Origin of the sequence: Sphingobium sp. BYY-5, from assembly GCF_022758885.1 — a bacterium.
GTDB lineage: Bacteria > Pseudomonadota > Alphaproteobacteria > Sphingomonadales > Sphingomonadaceae > Sphingobium.
In genome coordinates, this window is the sequence record NZ_JALEBH010000002.1 from 669,568 (window position 1) to 684,822 (window position 15,255).

General features: G+C 63.5%; 17 protein-coding genes, 1 pseudogene and 1 other annotated feature. Of the genes and pseudogenes, 7 read left to right on the forward strand and 11 right to left on the reverse strand.

All coding sequences use genetic code 11. The features are described 5' to 3' along the window. Nucleotides 1–36 precede the first annotated feature (36 nt). The 7 genes from MOK15_RS18990 to MOK15_RS19020 all read right to left on the reverse strand — a co-directional run bounded on the left by MOK15_RS18990 (nt 37) and on the right by MOK15_RS19020 (nt 6,969). Nucleotides 37–216, reverse strand: coding sequence for a hypothetical protein (locus MOK15_RS18990; protein ID WP_242933275.1), 180 nt, complete (start codon nt 214–216; stop codon nt 37–39). A 35-nt stretch (nt 217–251) separates the two neighbouring features. Next, nucleotides 252–878 (reverse strand): acyl-homoserine-lactone synthase, encoded by a 627-nt coding sequence (locus MOK15_RS18995; protein ID WP_242933276.1) that lies wholly within the window; start codon nt 876–878, stop codon nt 252–254. A gap of 441 nt (nt 879–1,319) precedes the next feature. Further along, nucleotides 1,320–3,515 carry a molybdopterin cofactor-binding domain-containing protein gene (locus tag MOK15_RS19000; protein WP_242933277.1) on the reverse strand — a complete coding sequence of 732 codons (2,196 nt, stop codon included), beginning with the start codon at nt 3,513–3,515 and terminating at the stop codon, nt 1,320–1,322. 25 nt (nt 3,516–3,540) lie between these two features. Continuing rightward, nucleotides 3,541–4,227 (reverse strand): Isoquinoline 1-oxidoreductase subunit, encoded by a 687-nt coding sequence (locus tag MOK15_RS19005; protein ID WP_242933278.1) that lies wholly within the window; start codon nt 4,225–4,227, stop codon nt 3,541–3,543. Further along, complete coding sequence (locus MOK15_RS19010) at nt 4,224–4,697, reverse strand: (2Fe-2S)-binding protein (RefSeq protein ID WP_242933279.1); 474 nt, start codon at nt 4,695–4,697, stop codon at nt 4,224–4,226. Before MOK15_RS19010 ends, MOK15_RS19005 begins: the two co-directional genes overlap by 4 nt. Nucleotides 4,698–4,781: 84 nt before the next feature. Further along, nucleotides 4,782–5,579: a MipA/OmpV family protein gene (locus MOK15_RS19015; RefSeq protein ID WP_242933280.1), complete on the reverse strand. Its 798-nt coding sequence runs from the start codon at nt 5,577–5,579 to the stop codon at nt 4,782–4,784. Between the two features lie 115 nt (nt 5,580–5,694). Continuing rightward, on the reverse strand, nt 5,695–6,969 hold the full coding sequence (locus MOK15_RS19020) for an MFS transporter (RefSeq protein ID WP_242933281.1): 1,275 nt from the start codon (nt 6,967–6,969) through the stop codon (nt 5,695–5,697). Between the two features lie 27 nt (nt 6,970–6,996). Between MOK15_RS19020 and MOK15_RS19025 the strand changes: the two genes are divergently transcribed. The 3 genes from MOK15_RS19025 (at nt 6,997) to MOK15_RS19035 (ending at nt 9,254) form a co-directional block, all read left to right on the forward strand. Then, nucleotides 6,997–7,152: a hypothetical protein gene (locus tag MOK15_RS19025; protein ID WP_242933282.1), complete on the forward strand. Its 156-nt coding sequence runs from the start codon at nt 6,997–6,999 to the stop codon at nt 7,150–7,152. 34 nt (nt 7,153–7,186) lie between these two features. Beyond that, nucleotides 7,187–8,122 carry an AraC family transcriptional regulator gene (locus tag MOK15_RS19030; RefSeq protein ID WP_242933283.1) on the forward strand — a complete coding sequence of 312 codons (936 nt, stop codon included), beginning with the start codon at nt 7,187–7,189 and terminating at the stop codon, nt 8,120–8,122. A gap of 196 nt (nt 8,123–8,318) precedes the next feature. Further along, nucleotides 8,319–9,254 carry an SDR family oxidoreductase gene (locus MOK15_RS19035; protein ID WP_242933284.1) on the forward strand — a complete coding sequence of 312 codons (936 nt, stop codon included), beginning with the start codon at nt 8,319–8,321 and terminating at the stop codon, nt 9,252–9,254. 56 nt (nt 9,255–9,310) lie between these two features. Here the strand turns inward: MOK15_RS19035 and MOK15_RS19040 are convergent, their stop codons facing one another. The 3 genes from MOK15_RS19040 to MOK15_RS19050 form a co-directional block, all read right to left on the reverse strand. Further along, complete coding sequence (locus tag MOK15_RS19040; protein ID WP_242933285.1) at nt 9,311–10,126, reverse strand: NAD(P)-dependent oxidoreductase; 816 nt, start codon at nt 10,124–10,126, stop codon at nt 9,311–9,313. Beyond that, nucleotides 10,123–10,587, reverse strand: a complete 465-nt coding sequence (locus tag MOK15_RS19045) for a MarR family transcriptional regulator (RefSeq protein ID WP_242933286.1) — start codon at nt 10,585–10,587, stop codon at nt 10,123–10,125. Before MOK15_RS19045 ends, MOK15_RS19040 begins: the two co-directional genes overlap by 4 nt. A gap of 125 nt (nt 10,588–10,712) precedes the next feature. Next, a complete protein-coding gene (locus MOK15_RS19050; protein WP_242933287.1) occupies nt 10,713–11,531 on the reverse strand; it encodes a helix-turn-helix transcriptional regulator in 819 nt (272 codons plus the stop codon). 98 nt (nt 11,532–11,629) lie between these two features. Between MOK15_RS19050 and MOK15_RS19055 the strand changes: the two genes are divergently transcribed. Continuing rightward, nucleotides 11,630–12,532: an SDR family oxidoreductase gene (locus MOK15_RS19055; protein WP_242933288.1), complete on the forward strand. Its 903-nt coding sequence runs from the start codon at nt 11,630–11,632 to the stop codon at nt 12,530–12,532. A 77-nt stretch (nt 12,533–12,609) separates the two neighbouring features. Here the strand turns inward: MOK15_RS19055 and MOK15_RS19060 are convergent. Then, nucleotides 12,610–13,845, reverse strand: a pseudogene (locus MOK15_RS19060) (IS3 family transposase). After that, nucleotides 13,450–13,564 (reverse strand) — a sequence feature (AL1L pseudoknot). Its footprint overlaps the pseudogene before it by 115 nt. 244 nt (nt 13,846–14,089) lie before the next feature. Here MOK15_RS19060 and MOK15_RS19065 point away from each other — a divergent pair. From MOK15_RS19065 to MOK15_RS19075, 3 genes are all read left to right on the forward strand, one after another. Then, nucleotides 14,090–14,257 (forward strand): hypothetical protein, encoded by a 168-nt coding sequence (locus MOK15_RS19065; RefSeq protein WP_242933289.1) that lies wholly within the window; start codon nt 14,090–14,092, stop codon nt 14,255–14,257. Between the two features lie 306 nt (nt 14,258–14,563). Further along, nucleotides 14,564–14,860 carry a nucleotidyltransferase domain-containing protein gene (locus MOK15_RS19070; RefSeq protein ID WP_242933290.1) on the forward strand — a complete coding sequence of 99 codons (297 nt, stop codon included), beginning with the start codon at nt 14,564–14,566 and terminating at the stop codon, nt 14,858–14,860. Nucleotides 14,861–14,880: 20 nt separating this feature from the next. Then, the gene (locus MOK15_RS19075; RefSeq protein WP_242933291.1) at nt 14,881–15,198 is read left to right on the forward strand and encodes a HepT-like ribonuclease domain-containing protein; all 318 of its coding nucleotides are present in this window, start codon (nt 14,881–14,883) and stop codon (nt 15,196–15,198) included. The last annotated feature ends 57 nt before the right edge of the window (nt 15,199–15,255 follow it).

Genomic DNA, 15,255 nt, shown 5'->3' on the forward strand with positions numbered 1-15,255 from the left:
CCCCCCATTTTGGCGCCAGCGGTGGCGCATTGTGCCTCACGAATTAGCTGGTCGAATCTCCGCCGCCTCTTTGTCCGCGCTCGGCAGCGGCGCCTTCTGGTAAATGAGGCTGACGGACCGTTCGGCATGACCGATGACGATGGCGACATCATCCAGCGCGGCGGCCGTCGCTTCGCCCCGCAGATAGGCCAGAGATTGAGCGATCCTGCGCGTCATGGAGAGTTGGCGGGACTTACAGGCCGGCATAGCGCCTACGCCGCCCGAGCGGCCTGATGGCCGCTGTCGCACACCCTGTAATGGATGCCGATATGCTCCCGAACGGTCGACAATATCTGTTCGGACACCGGCACATAAGCGCTCGCGACCGGCCAACGCCCAAGCGCATCGGTCTGTCGCAGCATTCGATGTGGCAGACCGGAAGCAGCCAGAGCGCCCCGGAGCACCCAGAGCGGTGAAATCAGCAGATATCGCTCGATACCGCGCGACAGCGCGAATTCCAGTGATGCGAGAATGAGTTCGCCGGTTACTTTCCTGCGAAGCGGGGCGGCCAGATCGCGGTCGACGGCGAAGCGCGTATTTTCCCACACATTGTCGGCGTGCGGCAAACCCTCTTCGGGGGCGAGTTCCGGCCAAAGCGTGTCGGTCATATAGGGGCGCGTGGTGGGAAGGAGGCGCACCATCCCTTTGACCCGCGCCGCATGATCCCGCCACAGCAGATAGACTGCGGCAGGCGTATCGAACTGATCATATTCCATGTCGTCGAAATGGGGAACCGCCCAACCGGCTCGATCCACAAATTGCTGGTATCGGAAGCGATGCTGGTCGGCGAGCGCATCGCCAAACAGATGCGCCGATTGGAGTGTCACCGTCTCGATCATGATGCAGAAACCTCATCAAGAGATTGTTCTTGCTACATAATCTTGGCTATACGTCGCCCCGTCAACTACCAGATCTGGTGGGTTTGACTCAAAGGCGACTAAGCCGAGGCTTCCGACAGCCGTATTTTTCACATCAGCCTCGGTGTGGCGCTGTTCCCCCCAAATACATCTACGGGTTAGTCGCCATCGTCACACAGGAAGACCTTCGACGATGACCACGCGCCAGTCCGCTGCGTCCTTCCTGAATGCAATTGCTTCCTGATAGGCCGGACTCTCGTACCAGGCTTGGGCGTCTTCGAAGTCGGGAACTGCAGCATCACGATACCGTCTGGATTAGCGCCCTCGGGCGCTTCGGAGCGCCCATAGACGACCTCGGTCAAAGATTCTATCGCGAGAAGCTAGCGCAGTATATGTCTCGAGTAGCGCGGCGCTCCGAGCCTCTCAGCCCCGCAGCCCGGCACTGCTGGCCTGCGATCCAGCGAGGATCGGCAGCGCTCTGATCGGCTTTCCGGTCAGCGCCAGTATCGCATTGGCGACGGCGGGCGCGATCGACGCGACCCCGGGCTCACCCATGCCGGTGGGCTTATTGCGAGACGCGATGATATGTGTTTCGACGTGCGGCATCTCGTTCATGCGCACCACCGGATAGCTGTCGAAATTGGTCTCCTGGACGATCCCGTCCTTGAGCGTCACGGCACCGAACAACGCTGCCGAAAGCCCGAACCCGATGCCGCCCTCCATTTGCGCGGCGATCTGGTCGGGCGCGACCGCGATGCCGCAATCAACGACGGCGATGACCCGGCGCACAACCGGACGACCGTTGTCGAGCCGGACTTCCGCAACCTGCCCGACGAGCGTGCCGAACGCCTCATGGACCGCCATCCCGCGCGCCCAGCCCCTCTCGATCGGCGTATCCCAGCCGGCCTCCCGACGCAGCCTGTCGAGTAGCGCCAGCCGGCGCTGGTCTTTCGCCTGGCGGTAGAGCGCGCGCCGGTAATCGGCGGGATCGCGCCCGGCACGCCGCGCGAGTTGATCGATGACATGCTCCATCACCATAGCGGTGTGCGAATGGCCGACCGATCGCCAGAACTGGACGGGAACCGGAAAGGAAGGCGTGAAGATCTTTCCATCGACCGTGGACGCCATCGAAAAATAAGGCGAATCCGTAATTCCCTCGGTCGCCAGGAAATTCGGTCCTGCCGGCAGTAATGACTGACACACGCTGTGGAACCGCCACCGGGCCGGAAAGCCATTAGAGCCAAGTTGCACCCATACGCGATGATGCGACATCGGCCGATAGTAGCCGGTCGCCATCTCGTCCTCGCGCGTCCACATCAGCTTGACAGGTCGGCCATCGGTGCGCTTGGCGATACGCACGCATTCGACGACATAGTCCGATGAAAAGAGGCCGCGACGGCCGAATGATCCGCCGGCAGGGACGACCTCGATATCGACTTTGCCGGGAATAGTTCGTGCGGTTAGCGCGGCCTGGACCTGGTCGACGGTGACGAGATGCGCGCCTGAGGTGATCGCCACATCCCAGCCATCGACCCGGGCGACGCAGTCCATCGTCTCCATCGGTGCGTGGGCGAGATAGGGAAAGTCGAAAGCAAATTCGGCAACGTCACCGGTGAAAGGGGTTTCGGGATCATCGCCTTTCATCGCGAAATCGCCCGAATCGATATCGCCGCGCCCGGCCGCGATGTCGTGATACCAGCGGACGAGATCGGCGGTGGACCGCTTCTCGGCTGCGCTGTCGTCCCATTCGATACGAAGCGCATCGCGCCCACGGCGCGCGGCGACGGTGGTCTGCGCGACTACCGCGACTCCGGTCTCGATCGCGAAGACGTCAACGACGCCCTTGATCTTGCGCGCGTCGCTGTCGTCGAACCGCGCGAGCCGGCCGCCGAAGCGCGGACTGTGCGCGACCATCGCGACCAGAATTCCGGGTCGCTGGATGTCCTGGGCATAGACCTGCGCGCCGGTGCTCTTGGGCAGGCTGTCCTTGCGCCGAACGCGATCGGTGCCGACGAGGCGATAGTCCTCGGGCCGCTTGAGGATTGGTTCCTGCGGCGGGGTCTGGCGGGCGGCGTCGCCAAGCAGTTGTGTGAAGGTCGCCGACCGGCGCGAGCCGGGATGCGAGACAATGCCGTCGCGGACCTCGATCTGGCTGTGCAGGACCTGCCAGCGCAGCGCGGCCGCGGCGACGAACATGGCACGGGCGCCGGCGCCGGCGGTCCGCATCGCATCGAAGTTGGAAGCGATCGCGTTCGATCCCGCGGTCATCTGGATGCCATAGGCCCGGAAATTGCCGCGCGAGTCGATCACCCTGACGCGATCCCAGTCCGCGTCGAGTTCCTCGGCGATCAGCGCGGCGAGGCCGGCATGGATGCCCTGGCCGATCTCTTGCTGCTTGTTGACGATCGTCACCCACCCGTCGGGCGCGAAACGGATGAAAGGACCGAAGGCGCTCGGTTCGGGATCGGTGCCGCCACCGCTCAGCAAGGCGCCGCCGACGTCCATCGGATGGGTGACGCCATAGCCCACGATCAGCGCACCGCCGACCAACGTCCCGCCCAGGATCATTCGGCGGCGCGTCATACGGAAACGGCGGCCCGGCGCCTCTTGCTCGGTCATGCCCGGCTCCTTGTGCGAGGACTGGTCAGGCGGGGCATTGCGCGCCCGTCTCGATCCAGGATTTGATGAGATTCCCGAACTGGTTCTGCGTGCCCGGTGCCGGCGTGCGCTTGTCCCCTGGATGCCAGGCCCAGCCGACCAGTCCGTCCTGCGCCATGTGATGCAGCAGTTGCTCGCGGGTCATATGCGAGCGGGCGGGATCGAGCAGTTGCCGGCAGATGTCGCCAAGGCTCTTGCCCTGCCAGGCCATTTCGAGCGGAGCGAGCGCCCACTTCGGATTGCCCGGAACGCCCGACGCCTGAGCATTCTGTGCATGATGACAGGTCGTGCAGCGCAATGTCGGGAGGCCATGTCCGTCCTCGCCACGCAGCACCGCGGGGCTGTGGGGGCGCATTTCATCGGTCTGGGTCGGACGGTCGCTGCGCGGGTGGCAATTGAGGCAACGCGGGTGCTGGATCACGCGGCCGGCTTCCTCGAACAGCGCCACCGAGCGCTCGGCCGGGTCGGCAATGGCGGCGAAGTCCGAGACCGGGCGAAGGTCGACCCGCTGGGCCGATGTGCGAACCGATGGCAGTGGCTCACCCTGCGGCAATGCCCGCGGGCGCAGAGCGGTCGCGGCCAGCAGGACTATGGCGGCGAGCGTCAGCGCGAGGATCAGCAGGCATCCGAACCGCCGACGACGCGGCTCGTGGCGAGGCCGGCGCCATCTCATGCGCCCGCACTCCCGTTCTCCCTGGCGGCGGCGTCGTGGATCGCTGCGCGGATGCGGTTATAGGTGGCGCAGCGGCAGATATTGCCGCTCATGGCCTGGTCGATGTCCGCGTCCGACGGCGCAGGAATTGTCCGCAGCAGCGCGAGTGCGCTCATGATCTGGCCCGACTGGCAGAAGCCGCACTGCGGCACGTCGCGCGCGACCCAGGCGTTACGAAGCGCGTCGGCCTGCGGGCCGCTGATTGCTTCGATGGTCGTGATCCGGGCCGCTCCCACGGCTTCTAGCGGCAGCGAGCATGAGCGCACCGGCTTGCCATCGAGATGCACGGTGCAGGCGCCGCACTGGGCGGCGCCGCAACCATATTTGGTCCCGACCAGCCCCAGCGTATCACGCAGGACCCAGAGCAGCGGCGTATCGCCGTCGTCTTCGACGCGATGCGCGCGGCCATTGACGGAAAGAGCAAAAGTCATCGACCTGAACCTATCTTTCGCCGCGCGCCCTGCAAACGCCCGATCCTTCAGAAAACCTGCCCGATTCTGCGGCAAGTGCGTCGTTCAGAAGCGATAGGAGAGCATAAGCCCGGCGGCGGGCTGCCAGCGGCTGCCTTCCTCGACGATCGGGCTGTTGGCGACGTTTCCAACGAGATAGGTCGCGCCGGCACGGGCGATCACGCCGAACTGCTTGCTGAACCAGTAGCCCGCCGTCACTCCGCCGCCCACGTCGCGGAGGCCCGATCCTGGCGCATAGGCGGCAAGTCCGCTGGCTGCGGCCCCGGCCTGGTCGATTCCGAAATAGGTACGGCTGTAATCCGCATTGGCCCAGGTCGTCTGAAGGTCGAACGAGACGAACATGTCGCGATTCTGTATGGCCGAATAGCTGGCGCTGCCGGTCGCCAGCAGGCCATTGTGCGTGTTGGAAATGTCGTGGACGAGCGACAGTTCAAGCTGGACCGCGCCCTGACCGAGCTGGTTTCCACCAAGGCGATAGCCAACGAAGCCGCCAGCCTCGATGGCTGTGCCGATTTCAGGGAGGAGGCCAACGCGGCCATCGGCGTCGCGCCGTGGCAGACGCGGGCCGATGACGGGGCCGATCGCAAAGCGTGGGTCGGACACGAGGTCGACGCGCGCTCCGGCGCCGCGGATTTGGAAATTGACGCCGCCCCAGCGAATGTCAGCGGTAGCGAAAGGAAACGGTCGGACATCGCCCGATCCGTCGAACTCCGGGACGACGCCCACGCCGATGGCGACCATGCCGTGGGGGGCGCCGTCGTCCAGCGCGGCTTGTTGGGCTTGCGCGGTGGTAGCGGCAACGGCCGCAATGCAGACGAGCGGGATCGAAATGAGAAAACGCATATGGGTTCCTTCTGGTGACGTGGATAAGGCGGCCACCGAAGGTGCCCGTTGACCGGGCTACTCCTCGGCGGCCTGGTCGAGGCCGTCCGGGCTGGGGTATGACGGCGGCCTCTGGTCAGACCGATGGGCGGGGGCGGCCCTGGTCCGATCTCGGCAAACTGGTTGCGATGTCTTGTCCGATCCGCTGATCGGCGACGCGCATCGCCAATCCCGCCAGGACGCTCGCGACGGGCGCGATCAGCAGGCCAAGTCCAAGACCGTTCGGTATGTCGTTGGCATACGCCCAGTCGCTCATCATGCCGACGAACAGCGGCGCAAGGGCAGGACCAAACAGGCCGGAGGCGATCAGGAGCATACTCGATGCCGTCGCCTGGTGGCCGGCCCCGGCGACAAGATGCGCCGCCCCGAACGCGCCGGGCAACAGGAAGGCGAAGGACAGCATGCCGGGCACGAATAGAGCGACCGACAGGAGACCGGTGGACGCGAAGAGCGCGGCGGTGGTCGTGGCGCCGGCAACGATGAGGATGACGGATGGCGGTCCCAGCAGGCGGTTACTGCCGGCCTGCACCGCGCGGTCGAACAAGCGCCCGCCGGCGAGGGTGCCGACAATCCCCATCGCACCCTGCAGCAACCCAAAGGAAAGGCCCACCTCGCTGGCGCTGTAGCCATGGGTGCGCATGAGGAACGGCGCCGTGAAGGCGTAGAAGGACGCCGAGGCGAAGCCGAGCGCCACACCCCCCAGCATCAGCCAGCGAAAGGCCGGTATGGCAAGTAGCCTGCGACTGGTCTGAAGCGCCGGCTCGGTGCTGGCGGCAGCGGGAGCAAGCGGCGGCGTCGGGCCGATGATGGGCCAGGCGAAGCATGCGAGCAACCCACCGGTCGCGCCGGCGCCGAGAAGGGCAACGCGCCAACCCACGCTATCGGCCATTGCGCCACCCGCCGCGAACCCAACCATCGTTCCGACCGGAATACCCATCGAAAAAATAGCGATGGCCATGCCACGCCTCCTCGGGCCGATCCGGCGGGCAATGAGCGCGTGCGCCGACGGAATGGCGCCGGCTTCGCCCAGCGCGACGCCGAACCGGGTCGCGGCGAGAAGGCCGAAGCTGCCGGCAAGGCCGCCCATCGCGGTCATCATGCTCCAGACCAATATGCACGATACGAGTACGAGGCGTGGCGAGCCCCGGTCTGCGGCACGGGCGAGCGGTAACGACAGCAGCGTGTAGCAGACCGCGAAAGCGATGCCTGTCATCAGGCCGATTTGTGTATCGCTGAGTGCCAGATCTTTCTTGATTGCCTCTGCCAGGATGAATGGAAGAATCCGGTCGACCTGGCAAAGGACGCTGAACAGAAATAATATAGCAATAAAGGCCGCAGCGCGCAGTTTCATTGGGAGTAGAGTGCTGTACGGCGCGATATGACCCTGCCTCCTCGTGAATTTGTCTATTGCATCCGTAGTGGAGACTGGCATGATAAGCGCGCTCCTGAGCTGATTGGCACCATCACGCTAGAAGGAGTGTCCGATGAGCAGAATGCCGGAAACCGCAAGAATTTTGCCTTTTCCTACAAATGACGATAGGCCTGTCGTACCGATGCGCGCTCAGCCATTGCCTCCTTCCCCGCCGGAAACCTGTGTGCCGGCCGCGCTGCTCGACAGCGTGCGCGCGCATGTCGATGCGCTTGGCGGCGGCGAAGGCCTGTTCCCCTTGCCCATGAACGGCGTCAACGTGATCCGCGCGATGCGCCACGTTCCGGCCAATCCGCAGTTGTACAAGCCATCCTTGTGCATTGTGCTCGAAGGCCTCAAGCAGATCGAGTTCGGCGGCCAGTCGCTTGAATATGGCGTGATGGAATGCCTGATCGTCAACATGGAGATAGCGGCGACAGGGAGTATCGTCGGAGCGAGCCCGCAAGAGCCCTTTCTCGGCATGATCGTCGAACTGGACATCGATCTGCTGCGCAGTGTCCTCGAACAACTGCCGAACACGCCAGCGCCAAAGGGCCATGAAGGCCCGAGCCTGTTCGTCACCAGGGTTGGCGATCATCTCGCCGACTGCCTCGTGCGCCTGGTGCGCATGGCGCAGACGCCGCAAGCCATTCCCATCCTCTTTCCGTCGGTGATGCGCGAGATCAGCTACTGGCTGCTCACCGGCCCGCATGGCGGCGAGATCTGCAAGCTGGTCATGCCCGAAACCCATCTCGAGCGCATCACGAGAGCCATCCGGCTCATGCGGGAGAATTTCGCGCAGACGTTGCGGATCGAGCAGTTGGCAGACGTCGCGAGGATGAGTCCCTCCTCGTTCCACCAGCATTTCAAGGCGCTCACCCTGATGACGCCGGTTCAGTTCCAGAAGCAGTTGCGCCTGCTCGAGGCGCGGCGGCTGATGATCGCCGACGCTGCCAACGTGACCGAGGCCGCCTATCAGGTCGGCTATGAAAGCGCCTCGCAGTTCAGCCGCGAATATAGCCGCGCCTTCGGCATGGCGCCCAAGCGCGACGTGATGGAACGCAAGGCGCTGCTGGTCGAAGTCGGCGCCGCGTAGCGAGCTTTTCCAGGGGCGGCCGGCCAGCGGCCACCGGTTTGACTGTGCGCCATTTGACGATGCCAGTCGCCGGTGTTCGCTGTCGTGACCAAATTCGTAGAATCAGGCAGGTTTTTCCCGGGTTCGGGCATGCGGTGGTGCGCTATGCGACCTACCTCTTCGATCAGACAACCGCACTGATGAAGAGGTACGTCGCATGACCCCCTGGACTTCCGCTGATATCCCCCCGCAGCATGGCCGCTGCGCCGTCGTTACCGGCACGGGCGGGCTTGGCTTCGAGACGGCGCTGGCGCTCGCAAGCGCCGGCGCGGAGGTGATCGTCGCCGGCCGCAATCCTGCCAAGGGCGCCGAAGCGGTCGACAAAATCCGCGCTGCGGCGTCTGCGGCGAACATCCGGTTCGAACTGCTCGATCTCGCGAGCCTTGCGTCCGTCGCCGATTTCGCGGCGAGGCTTTGGGACCAGCGGGTCAGCCTTGATATCCTCGTCAACAATGCCGGAATCATGCGCCCGCCGACATGGCAACCGACCACCGACGGGTTCGAACTGCAACTGGGCACCAACTATCTTGGCCATTACGCGCTCACCGGGCTTCTGATGCCTTTGCTCATGAAAGGCCGGAAGGCGCGGGTCGTCACACTGTCGAGCGTTGCCGCGCGGCAAGGCCAGATCAACCTCGACGATATCAATGCGGAGAGCCGATACGACCCGATGCCGGTCTACTGCCAGTCCAAGCTCGCTTGCCTGATGTTCGCGTTCGAGCTAGAGCGACGGAGCGTGGCAAGTGGCTGGGGCGTCGCGAGCATGGCGGCGCATCCCGGCGTCTCGCGCACCGACCTGCTCCACAATGCGCCGGGGCGGCGCAGCGCGATCGGCATCACCCGCTCGCTGCTCTGGTTCCTCTTCCAGCCCGCGGCGCAGGGAGCCCTGCCGACATTGTTCGCGGCGACCGCACCCCAAGCAAAGGGCGGTGGCTCTTACGGCCCCGACGGACTGGCCGAGATACGCGGCTATCCGGCCCCTTCGAAGATCCCGGCGCAGGCCCTGGACCAGACGGTAGCTACGCGGCTGTGGGAGATTTCGGAGGAGCTGACAGGCAACCCCTTTGCGAACACCACGGCTCCCTCGACATAGCCGGCAGTGTCCACGACGCGGGCAAAGCCGTCGCGCACATCGGCGGCCGCTCCCCGTTACATCAGGCCCTCTTGCATGGATTGGTGAACCGTCCGGATGGTCGGCCGGAAGCCGAGGCTTCGTGCGCGCGCGCCGTCCGCCTGCATGTACCAGGGGTTTGCGAGGGACTCCGACGAAGGCGGCATCGCCTCGCCGAGCAGATCGCAAAGCTCGTGGAGCGACGTCGGTGCCTCGTCGACCAGATTGACGACATGACCGTCCATCACCCCGTCCATCGCCAGCGTCACGGCGACGGCGATGTCGCGATGATGGATCATGCTCATCCGCTGTGCGGGGTGAAAGCCCGCGTTCGCCGCCAATTTCGGCAAGGTTTCGAGATGCCCGTCGCCATCGCCATAGACGAAGGAAAAGCGCAGGATCGACCAGGTGAGGCCGCTTTGCCGCAGGGCGGCTTCGGCGGCGAGCTTGCTCGCCGGATAGGCTTGCTTGGGTTCGGGTAGATCGTCTTCGCGTCCGGGGCGCGAGGCGTGCATGTCGTAGACGAGGCTGGTGCTCGCCATGATGAAGCGCGCATCCGGGGCATGGGCCTTTGCCGCCGCGATCAGGTTGCGCGTGCCGTCGAGATTGCTCTTCCAGATCAGGTCGGTGTCGGGCGTACGGAACACCGCCGCGAGGTGGATGATCGCGCTGACGCCTGCCAACGCGTCGTGCAATGTCGTGGGATCGAGCAGATCGCCCTCAACCACGGAAACCTCGATGGGAGGCGCTTTGCCCGCGCGCAGCAGCGCCCGGCAATCGACCCCTTTCGCGACGAGGCGGGGAAGAAGGCGCGCGCCAACCAGGCCAGTCGCGCCGGTGATGAGGACGGTCATTCGTTGTTTCCTTTCCGGGACAGCGCGTCGAGCCGCTCGGTTGCGGTCCGCAGGACACGCGCCGCGGTTTCTAGGTCAGCATCGTCGATGCCGTCGAACGCGGCGTGATGGATGAGGGAGATGGGATCGGGAAGCATGGCCCAAAGTGCTGTCCCTGCCGTAGTCAGTTGCAGCCGTTTCTGACGCTGGTCGACCCGGTCCGCGATCTGCTCGATCAGTCCGTTCCGGACCAAGGCTCCCACGACGCCGCTGAGCGTCGCGCGCTCGACCTGCAGCAAGCGCAACAGGTCGCGCTGCATCGTCGGACCGTCATGCGCCAACTGGTAGAGCACATACCACTGGGTGGAGCCGATGCCGTAAGGACGCAGCAGCGTCTCCAGCACCGCGCGGCCGGCGAAATAGCTGCGCTTGGCCCATGCTGCGACGGCGCCATGTTTCGAATTGTCAAGTTTGTTAGCCACCTGACAATATTGTTAGGTTCCATACAAAGAGTCAAGGAGATTGCATGGCTTTCTGTACCAATTGATCCTGCCAGCCAGAAAATAGCTGAACATCAGCCTCATTTTGCAGCATCCGGTGCGGGCCATCACCCGGCCAGATAAGCGGCGATGCGCCGGGCAGTTTCGGACGTTACCGGATTATAGACGACCATCGCGAGGTCCGTGCGCCCATCAACCGCGAAGGTGGAGAATTCGAGTTCGATCGGTCCGATCTCCCCATGGTTGAGCTTTTTGAGGCCATCGTCCTGACCGGCGATATCATTGTCATTCCACAGCGCAGCGAACTCGGGACTCGTGCGCGAGAGTTCCTCTGCGAGCTGTGCGACCTCGGCACTGGCACCAGCCCGGACCGCGTCGGCCCTCAGCCCCCCGACGACGAACCGCGCGACGCTCTGCCAGTCGTCCTGAGCTGCGCGAACGCTCGCATTATTGAACATCAGGCGAAGGACGTTCCGTTCCCCGACCGGAATTTTCGCATAGTCAGTCAAGAGCAGCGCCGCTGCCCTGTTCCACGCCAGAACGTCCCATGTGGGTGTCTTGACGATCGCGGGGCTTGTGGAAAGCGCATCGAGAACGCGTTGTAGCCGCGGCGAAACGCCGTCCGCCTGCCGATAGCGTACTTCCGGCGGGCGGCCCAGCCCCAGCATGAAGAGATGCTCGCGCTCGGCCTGTGTCAGCATGAGCCCGGTGGCGATACGGTTGAGCGCATCGGCTGAGGGCGCACCGCCGCGTCCCTGCTCCAGCCAGGTATACCAGGTCGGGCTGATGTTCGCGCGCTGGGCGACTTCCTCGCGCCGCAGGCCGGGGGTGCGCCGACGGCCCCCAGGCAGGCCGAAGCTCGCCGGGTCGATGCGCGCGCGTCGATCGCGCAGGAAGGCGCCCAAGCTGTTCGTATCGTCCGCCATGCTCGTCCTGTTGGAAATTATACCATGATAATATCACTAATTTAACAGGATAATGAAAGCGCCGAAATAGCTCGGACAGCAATGACGGAGATATTGATATGCGAGTCTTTCTGACGGGCGCTACCGGCTTCATCGGCTCGCAAGTAGCGCGAGAACTTGTTGGCGCAGGACATGCAGTTTTGGGCATGACACGATCGGATGCGGGCGCTGCGGCGCTCGTGGCGATCGGAGCCGACGTCCATCACGCGGATCTTGGAGATCTTGAGGCGATGAGGGCTGGCGCCGCCCAGGCGGATGGCGTCATCCACACAGCGTTCGACCACGACTTCAGCAAATATGTCGCCAGCTGCGAGCAGGACCGGCGCGTGATCGAGGCGCTGGGCGCCGAGCTCAAGGACTCGAACCGGCCGCTCATCATTACCTCGGCGGTTGGAATGGGCGAACGCGGAAAGGGCGAGCCCGCAATCGAGGCTGTCCTCAACCGGGATCATCCCGTGCCGCGGATCGCCTCCGAACTCGCCGGCAACGACATGCTGGACGCCGGCGTCGATGTTCGCGTCGTTCGCCTCCCCCAGGTTCACGACACCATGAAGCAGGGACTGATCGCGCCCTATGTTGAGTTGTGTCGCAGCAAAGGGTCAGTCGCCTATGTCGACGAAGGGCTAAACCGCTGGTCGGCCGCACCGGTCGCCGACGTGGCCCGGCTGTTTCGCTTGGCGCTCGAAACGGGACAGGCCGGAGAGCGCTACAACGCCGTGGCGGAGGAAGGCGTGCCGTTTCGTCATATCGCAGAAGCCGTGGGCCAAGGTCTCGACAGGCCGGTCCAAAGGATTATCCCCGAGCAGGCGCAGGATTTTTTCGGCTGGTTCGCGATGTTCGCGGAACTCGACATGAGCGCTTCCAGCGACTGGACCCGCGCGCGCCTTGGCTGGGCGCCGACCGGGCCGGGATTGATCGATGATCTGGAGCGAATGGATTATCAGCCGGGTCGATCATCGTAGCGGCATTCCAGCGCTTCTATGATGGCTTCCGGCATAATTTGAAGCGTCCCGGGTTTTCGGAGGCGGTTTCATTTGAGTCATGCAACCATATCGAGGGCCTTGTTGGCTGCATAGTAGTTGGCCTCGGCTTCCGCGGGCGAGATATGCCCGATGGGGCCGAAGAGGCGATGGTGGTTGAACCAGTCGACCCAGCGCAGGGTTGCCATTTCCACTGCCGACGCGCTTGGCCATGACCGCTGCCGCCAGATGACTTCGGCCTTGTAGAGGCCGTTGATCGTCTCGGCCAAGGCACAGTTGTAGCTGTCGCCGAGGCTGCCCACCGACGGCACGAGGTTGGCCTCGGCGAGGCGCTGGGTGTAGTTCATGGCAAGGTATTGGGCGGATTCAATTGGTCGTCGCTATGGTGGATCAACCCGTCATCAGGGCCAGGTCTGCGGGCATGGATCGCCTGTTCCAGAGCATCCAGCACGAAGAGCCGGCGGTAGCCGACGTGCTGACCTTCCAGCCCACGATGCGCCGGGCATAGGCATCGATCACGAAGGCCACGTAGAGGAACCCTGCCCAGGTGTGGACGTAGGTGAAGTCGACCACCCACAGGGCATTGGGCCGGCTGACGCGGAACTGGCGGTTGACCTTGTCCAGCGGGCACGGCGCCTTCGGGTGGCTGATGGTCGTGACCGTCGTCTTGCCCCGCCGGACACCTGCCAGCCCCATGGCGCGCATCAGCCGCCACCGTGCACTTGGCGATCACTACACCTTCACGCCGCAGTGGGTGCCAGACCTTGCGCGTGCCGTAGAGACCAAAGCTGGCTTCATGGACACGCTTGATCTGTGCCCGCATTCATCATCGCGCCGAGCACGGACAGGACGTCTGCCAGGATCAGCAAGCCGCCTGGTGTGTTCATGATAGGAGGACGGGGCGATCGCCAGTTCACGGCAGATCGGCTCGATACCCAGGTCCTCGCCATGGGCGTCGATGAACGCCATCATCATCTGCCGTGGCGGTCGAGCTCCGCCATCGCAAAATACGCAGACGCCTTGCGCAGGATCTCGTTGGCCCGTCGCAGTTCCTTGACCTCGCGTTCCAGCAGCTTGAGGCGTTCCCCGTCACTGGCGGCCTGCGCCGCTGGTCCCGCTCGTCGGCTCGCCTCTTCGCGGCACCAGCGGCGCAGCGTCTCGGTCGTGCAGACAACCTTCCCGGCGATCAAGGTCATCGCTGCCCACTCCGACCGGTAATCCCCTCGATGCTCATCCACCATCCGCACGGCACGGTCGCGAAACTCAGGCGAAAACTTGTTCCTTGCTGCGCTCATCACAGCTCCTGCTCACAGATAGGAGCCTCCGAAAAACCCAGGACGCTTCACTACTATGCATCAACAATCCGCAAATTGTATGTCGCCTGACAATCCCAACCGTCTCGCGTTTGCTTGGGGCATAGCAGATAGCCCCAACCTGTTCGGGCTTTTTGCGCTCATATGAAAATTCGGTGGTATCCTGCAGAACAAGGATGGGTCCATCAACGGCTGCAACACGCGATGCTGTAGATTGGAAATGGCCATGCAGAATTTTGCCTTCGCTAACATCGGCATTCGAAAGAAAGCGATAGGCAGCTTTGGTGTTGGCCCAATCCTGACAGGCGAACGGAATTCGACCACCTATCGCGCCCGCCATTTGTGTCACCAATTGTCGCAGACGGCGACCAAGCCGCACATCGCCGAAACGTGACCCCGCGAGTTCATCATCTATCCAAGCCTGAGATTCCGTGCTCCCGTCTACCATCGTGCACCTCGCCAACGCGATCCTGTGCGCGAACATGAATCACAGCCGATTCCGCTGCCGCAATGCCGCTGCGATCAGCGGAATCTGGCATCCGACCAGATGTGGGTAATTGAAAGCTTCCGTCGGCGCTTACCATAAATCGTACCCAGAAGCTGCCTCCTCGACCCGACCCGTCCATTTTTCCGAGCAGGCGCAGGACCGTCAGGCGGTTAGCAAATTGCGTGTTGAAGAAGGCTGGTGCATAATGGCGCCATGAAAAAGGCAGAAGCGATCACCCGGTTGAAGCCCTTTGAGCGCCGCTTGCGCGAGCGCGGCATCAACGCGCTTTATCTGTTCGGATCGACGGCCAGGGATGAAGCCAGCGCGGCTTCTGACCTTGATTTGCTCTACGAGTATGACCCGACGCGGCAATTCAGCCTGTTTGATCAGGCTGGAGTGATGCTGGAATTGTCCGATGAACTTGAAACCAGGGTTGATCTGGTGTCCCGCATCGGTCTGCGTCCTCGCTTGCGAGCGCGTGTTGAGGGCGAGATGGTCCGGGTTTTTTAATGGCTGGGTTGTTGGACACGTTGGACGATCTCGCATTGCTGATCGCACGGGCCGAGAAATCGGTGAAAGGACGGACATTTGATGAGTTGGTGGCCAACGACGAAGCGTATGACGCTTTGACCTATCGCCTCGCCATGATTGGCGAAACCAGCAAGAAGCTGCCTGACGAAATCAAGGCACGCCATCCCCATCTGCCATGGCGCGAAATGGCGACGTTCCGCAACTTTGCGAGCCATGATTATTTCGGTGTCGATGCTCATTTGGTTTGGCAGGCGGCGATGAGCCTTGAGCCGATCAAAGCAATGGCGGCCGAAGAAACCGCCCGCTGTTCGGAATAGATAGGCACCAGAAATGCGCGCCGAAGGCATCGATTGTCGGCAATCGCCTGTTTGTCG

What these genes read in the sequence shown, in the direction of transcription:
- MOK15_RS19005 (WP_242933278.1), bottom strand. Translation starts at nt 4,227, where the DNA reads ATGAGATGGCGCCGGCCTCGCCACGAGCCGCGTCGTCGGCGGTTCGGA.
- MOK15_RS19055 (WP_242933288.1), top strand. Translation starts at nt 11,630, where the DNA reads ATGCGAGTCTTTCTGACGGGCGCTACCGGCTTCATCGGCTCGCAAGTA.
- MOK15_RS18990 (WP_242933275.1), bottom strand. Translation starts at nt 216, where the DNA reads ATGACGCGCAGGATCGCTCAATCTCTGGCCTATCTGCGGGGCGAAGCG.
- MOK15_RS19040 (WP_242933285.1), bottom strand. Translation starts at nt 10,126, where the DNA reads ATGACCGTCCTCATCACCGGCGCGACTGGCCTGGTTGGCGCGCGCCTT.
- MOK15_RS19050 (WP_242933287.1), bottom strand. Translation starts at nt 11,531, where the DNA reads ATGGCGGACGATACGAACAGCTTGGGCGCCTTCCTGCGCGATCGACGC.
- MOK15_RS19025 (WP_242933282.1), top strand. Translation starts at nt 6,997, where the DNA reads ATGACCCTGCCTCCTCGTGAATTTGTCTATTGCATCCGTAGTGGAGAC.
- MOK15_RS19000 (WP_242933277.1), bottom strand. Translation starts at nt 3,515, where the DNA reads ATGACCGAGCAAGAGGCGCCGGGCCGCCGTTTCCGTATGACGCGCCGC.
- MOK15_RS18995 (WP_242933276.1), bottom strand. Translation starts at nt 878, where the DNA reads ATGATCGAGACGGTGACACTCCAATCGGCGCATCTGTTTGGCGATGCG.
- MOK15_RS19010 (WP_242933279.1), bottom strand. Translation starts at nt 4,697, where the DNA reads ATGACTTTTGCTCTTTCCGTCAATGGCCGCGCGCATCGCGTCGAAGAC.
- MOK15_RS19065 (WP_242933289.1), top strand. Translation starts at nt 14,090, where the DNA reads ATGCAGAATTTTGCCTTCGCTAACATCGGCATTCGAAAGAAAGCGATA.
- MOK15_RS19020 (WP_242933281.1), bottom strand. Translation starts at nt 6,969, where the DNA reads ATGAAACTGCGCGCTGCGGCCTTTATTGCTATATTATTTCTGTTCAGC.
- MOK15_RS19035 (WP_242933284.1), top strand. Translation starts at nt 8,319, where the DNA reads ATGACCCCCTGGACTTCCGCTGATATCCCCCCGCAGCATGGCCGCTGC.
- MOK15_RS19070 (WP_242933290.1), top strand. Translation starts at nt 14,564, where the DNA reads ATGAAAAAGGCAGAAGCGATCACCCGGTTGAAGCCCTTTGAGCGCCGC.
- MOK15_RS19015 (WP_242933280.1), bottom strand. Translation starts at nt 5,579, where the DNA reads ATGCGTTTTCTCATTTCGATCCCGCTCGTCTGCATTGCGGCCGTTGCC.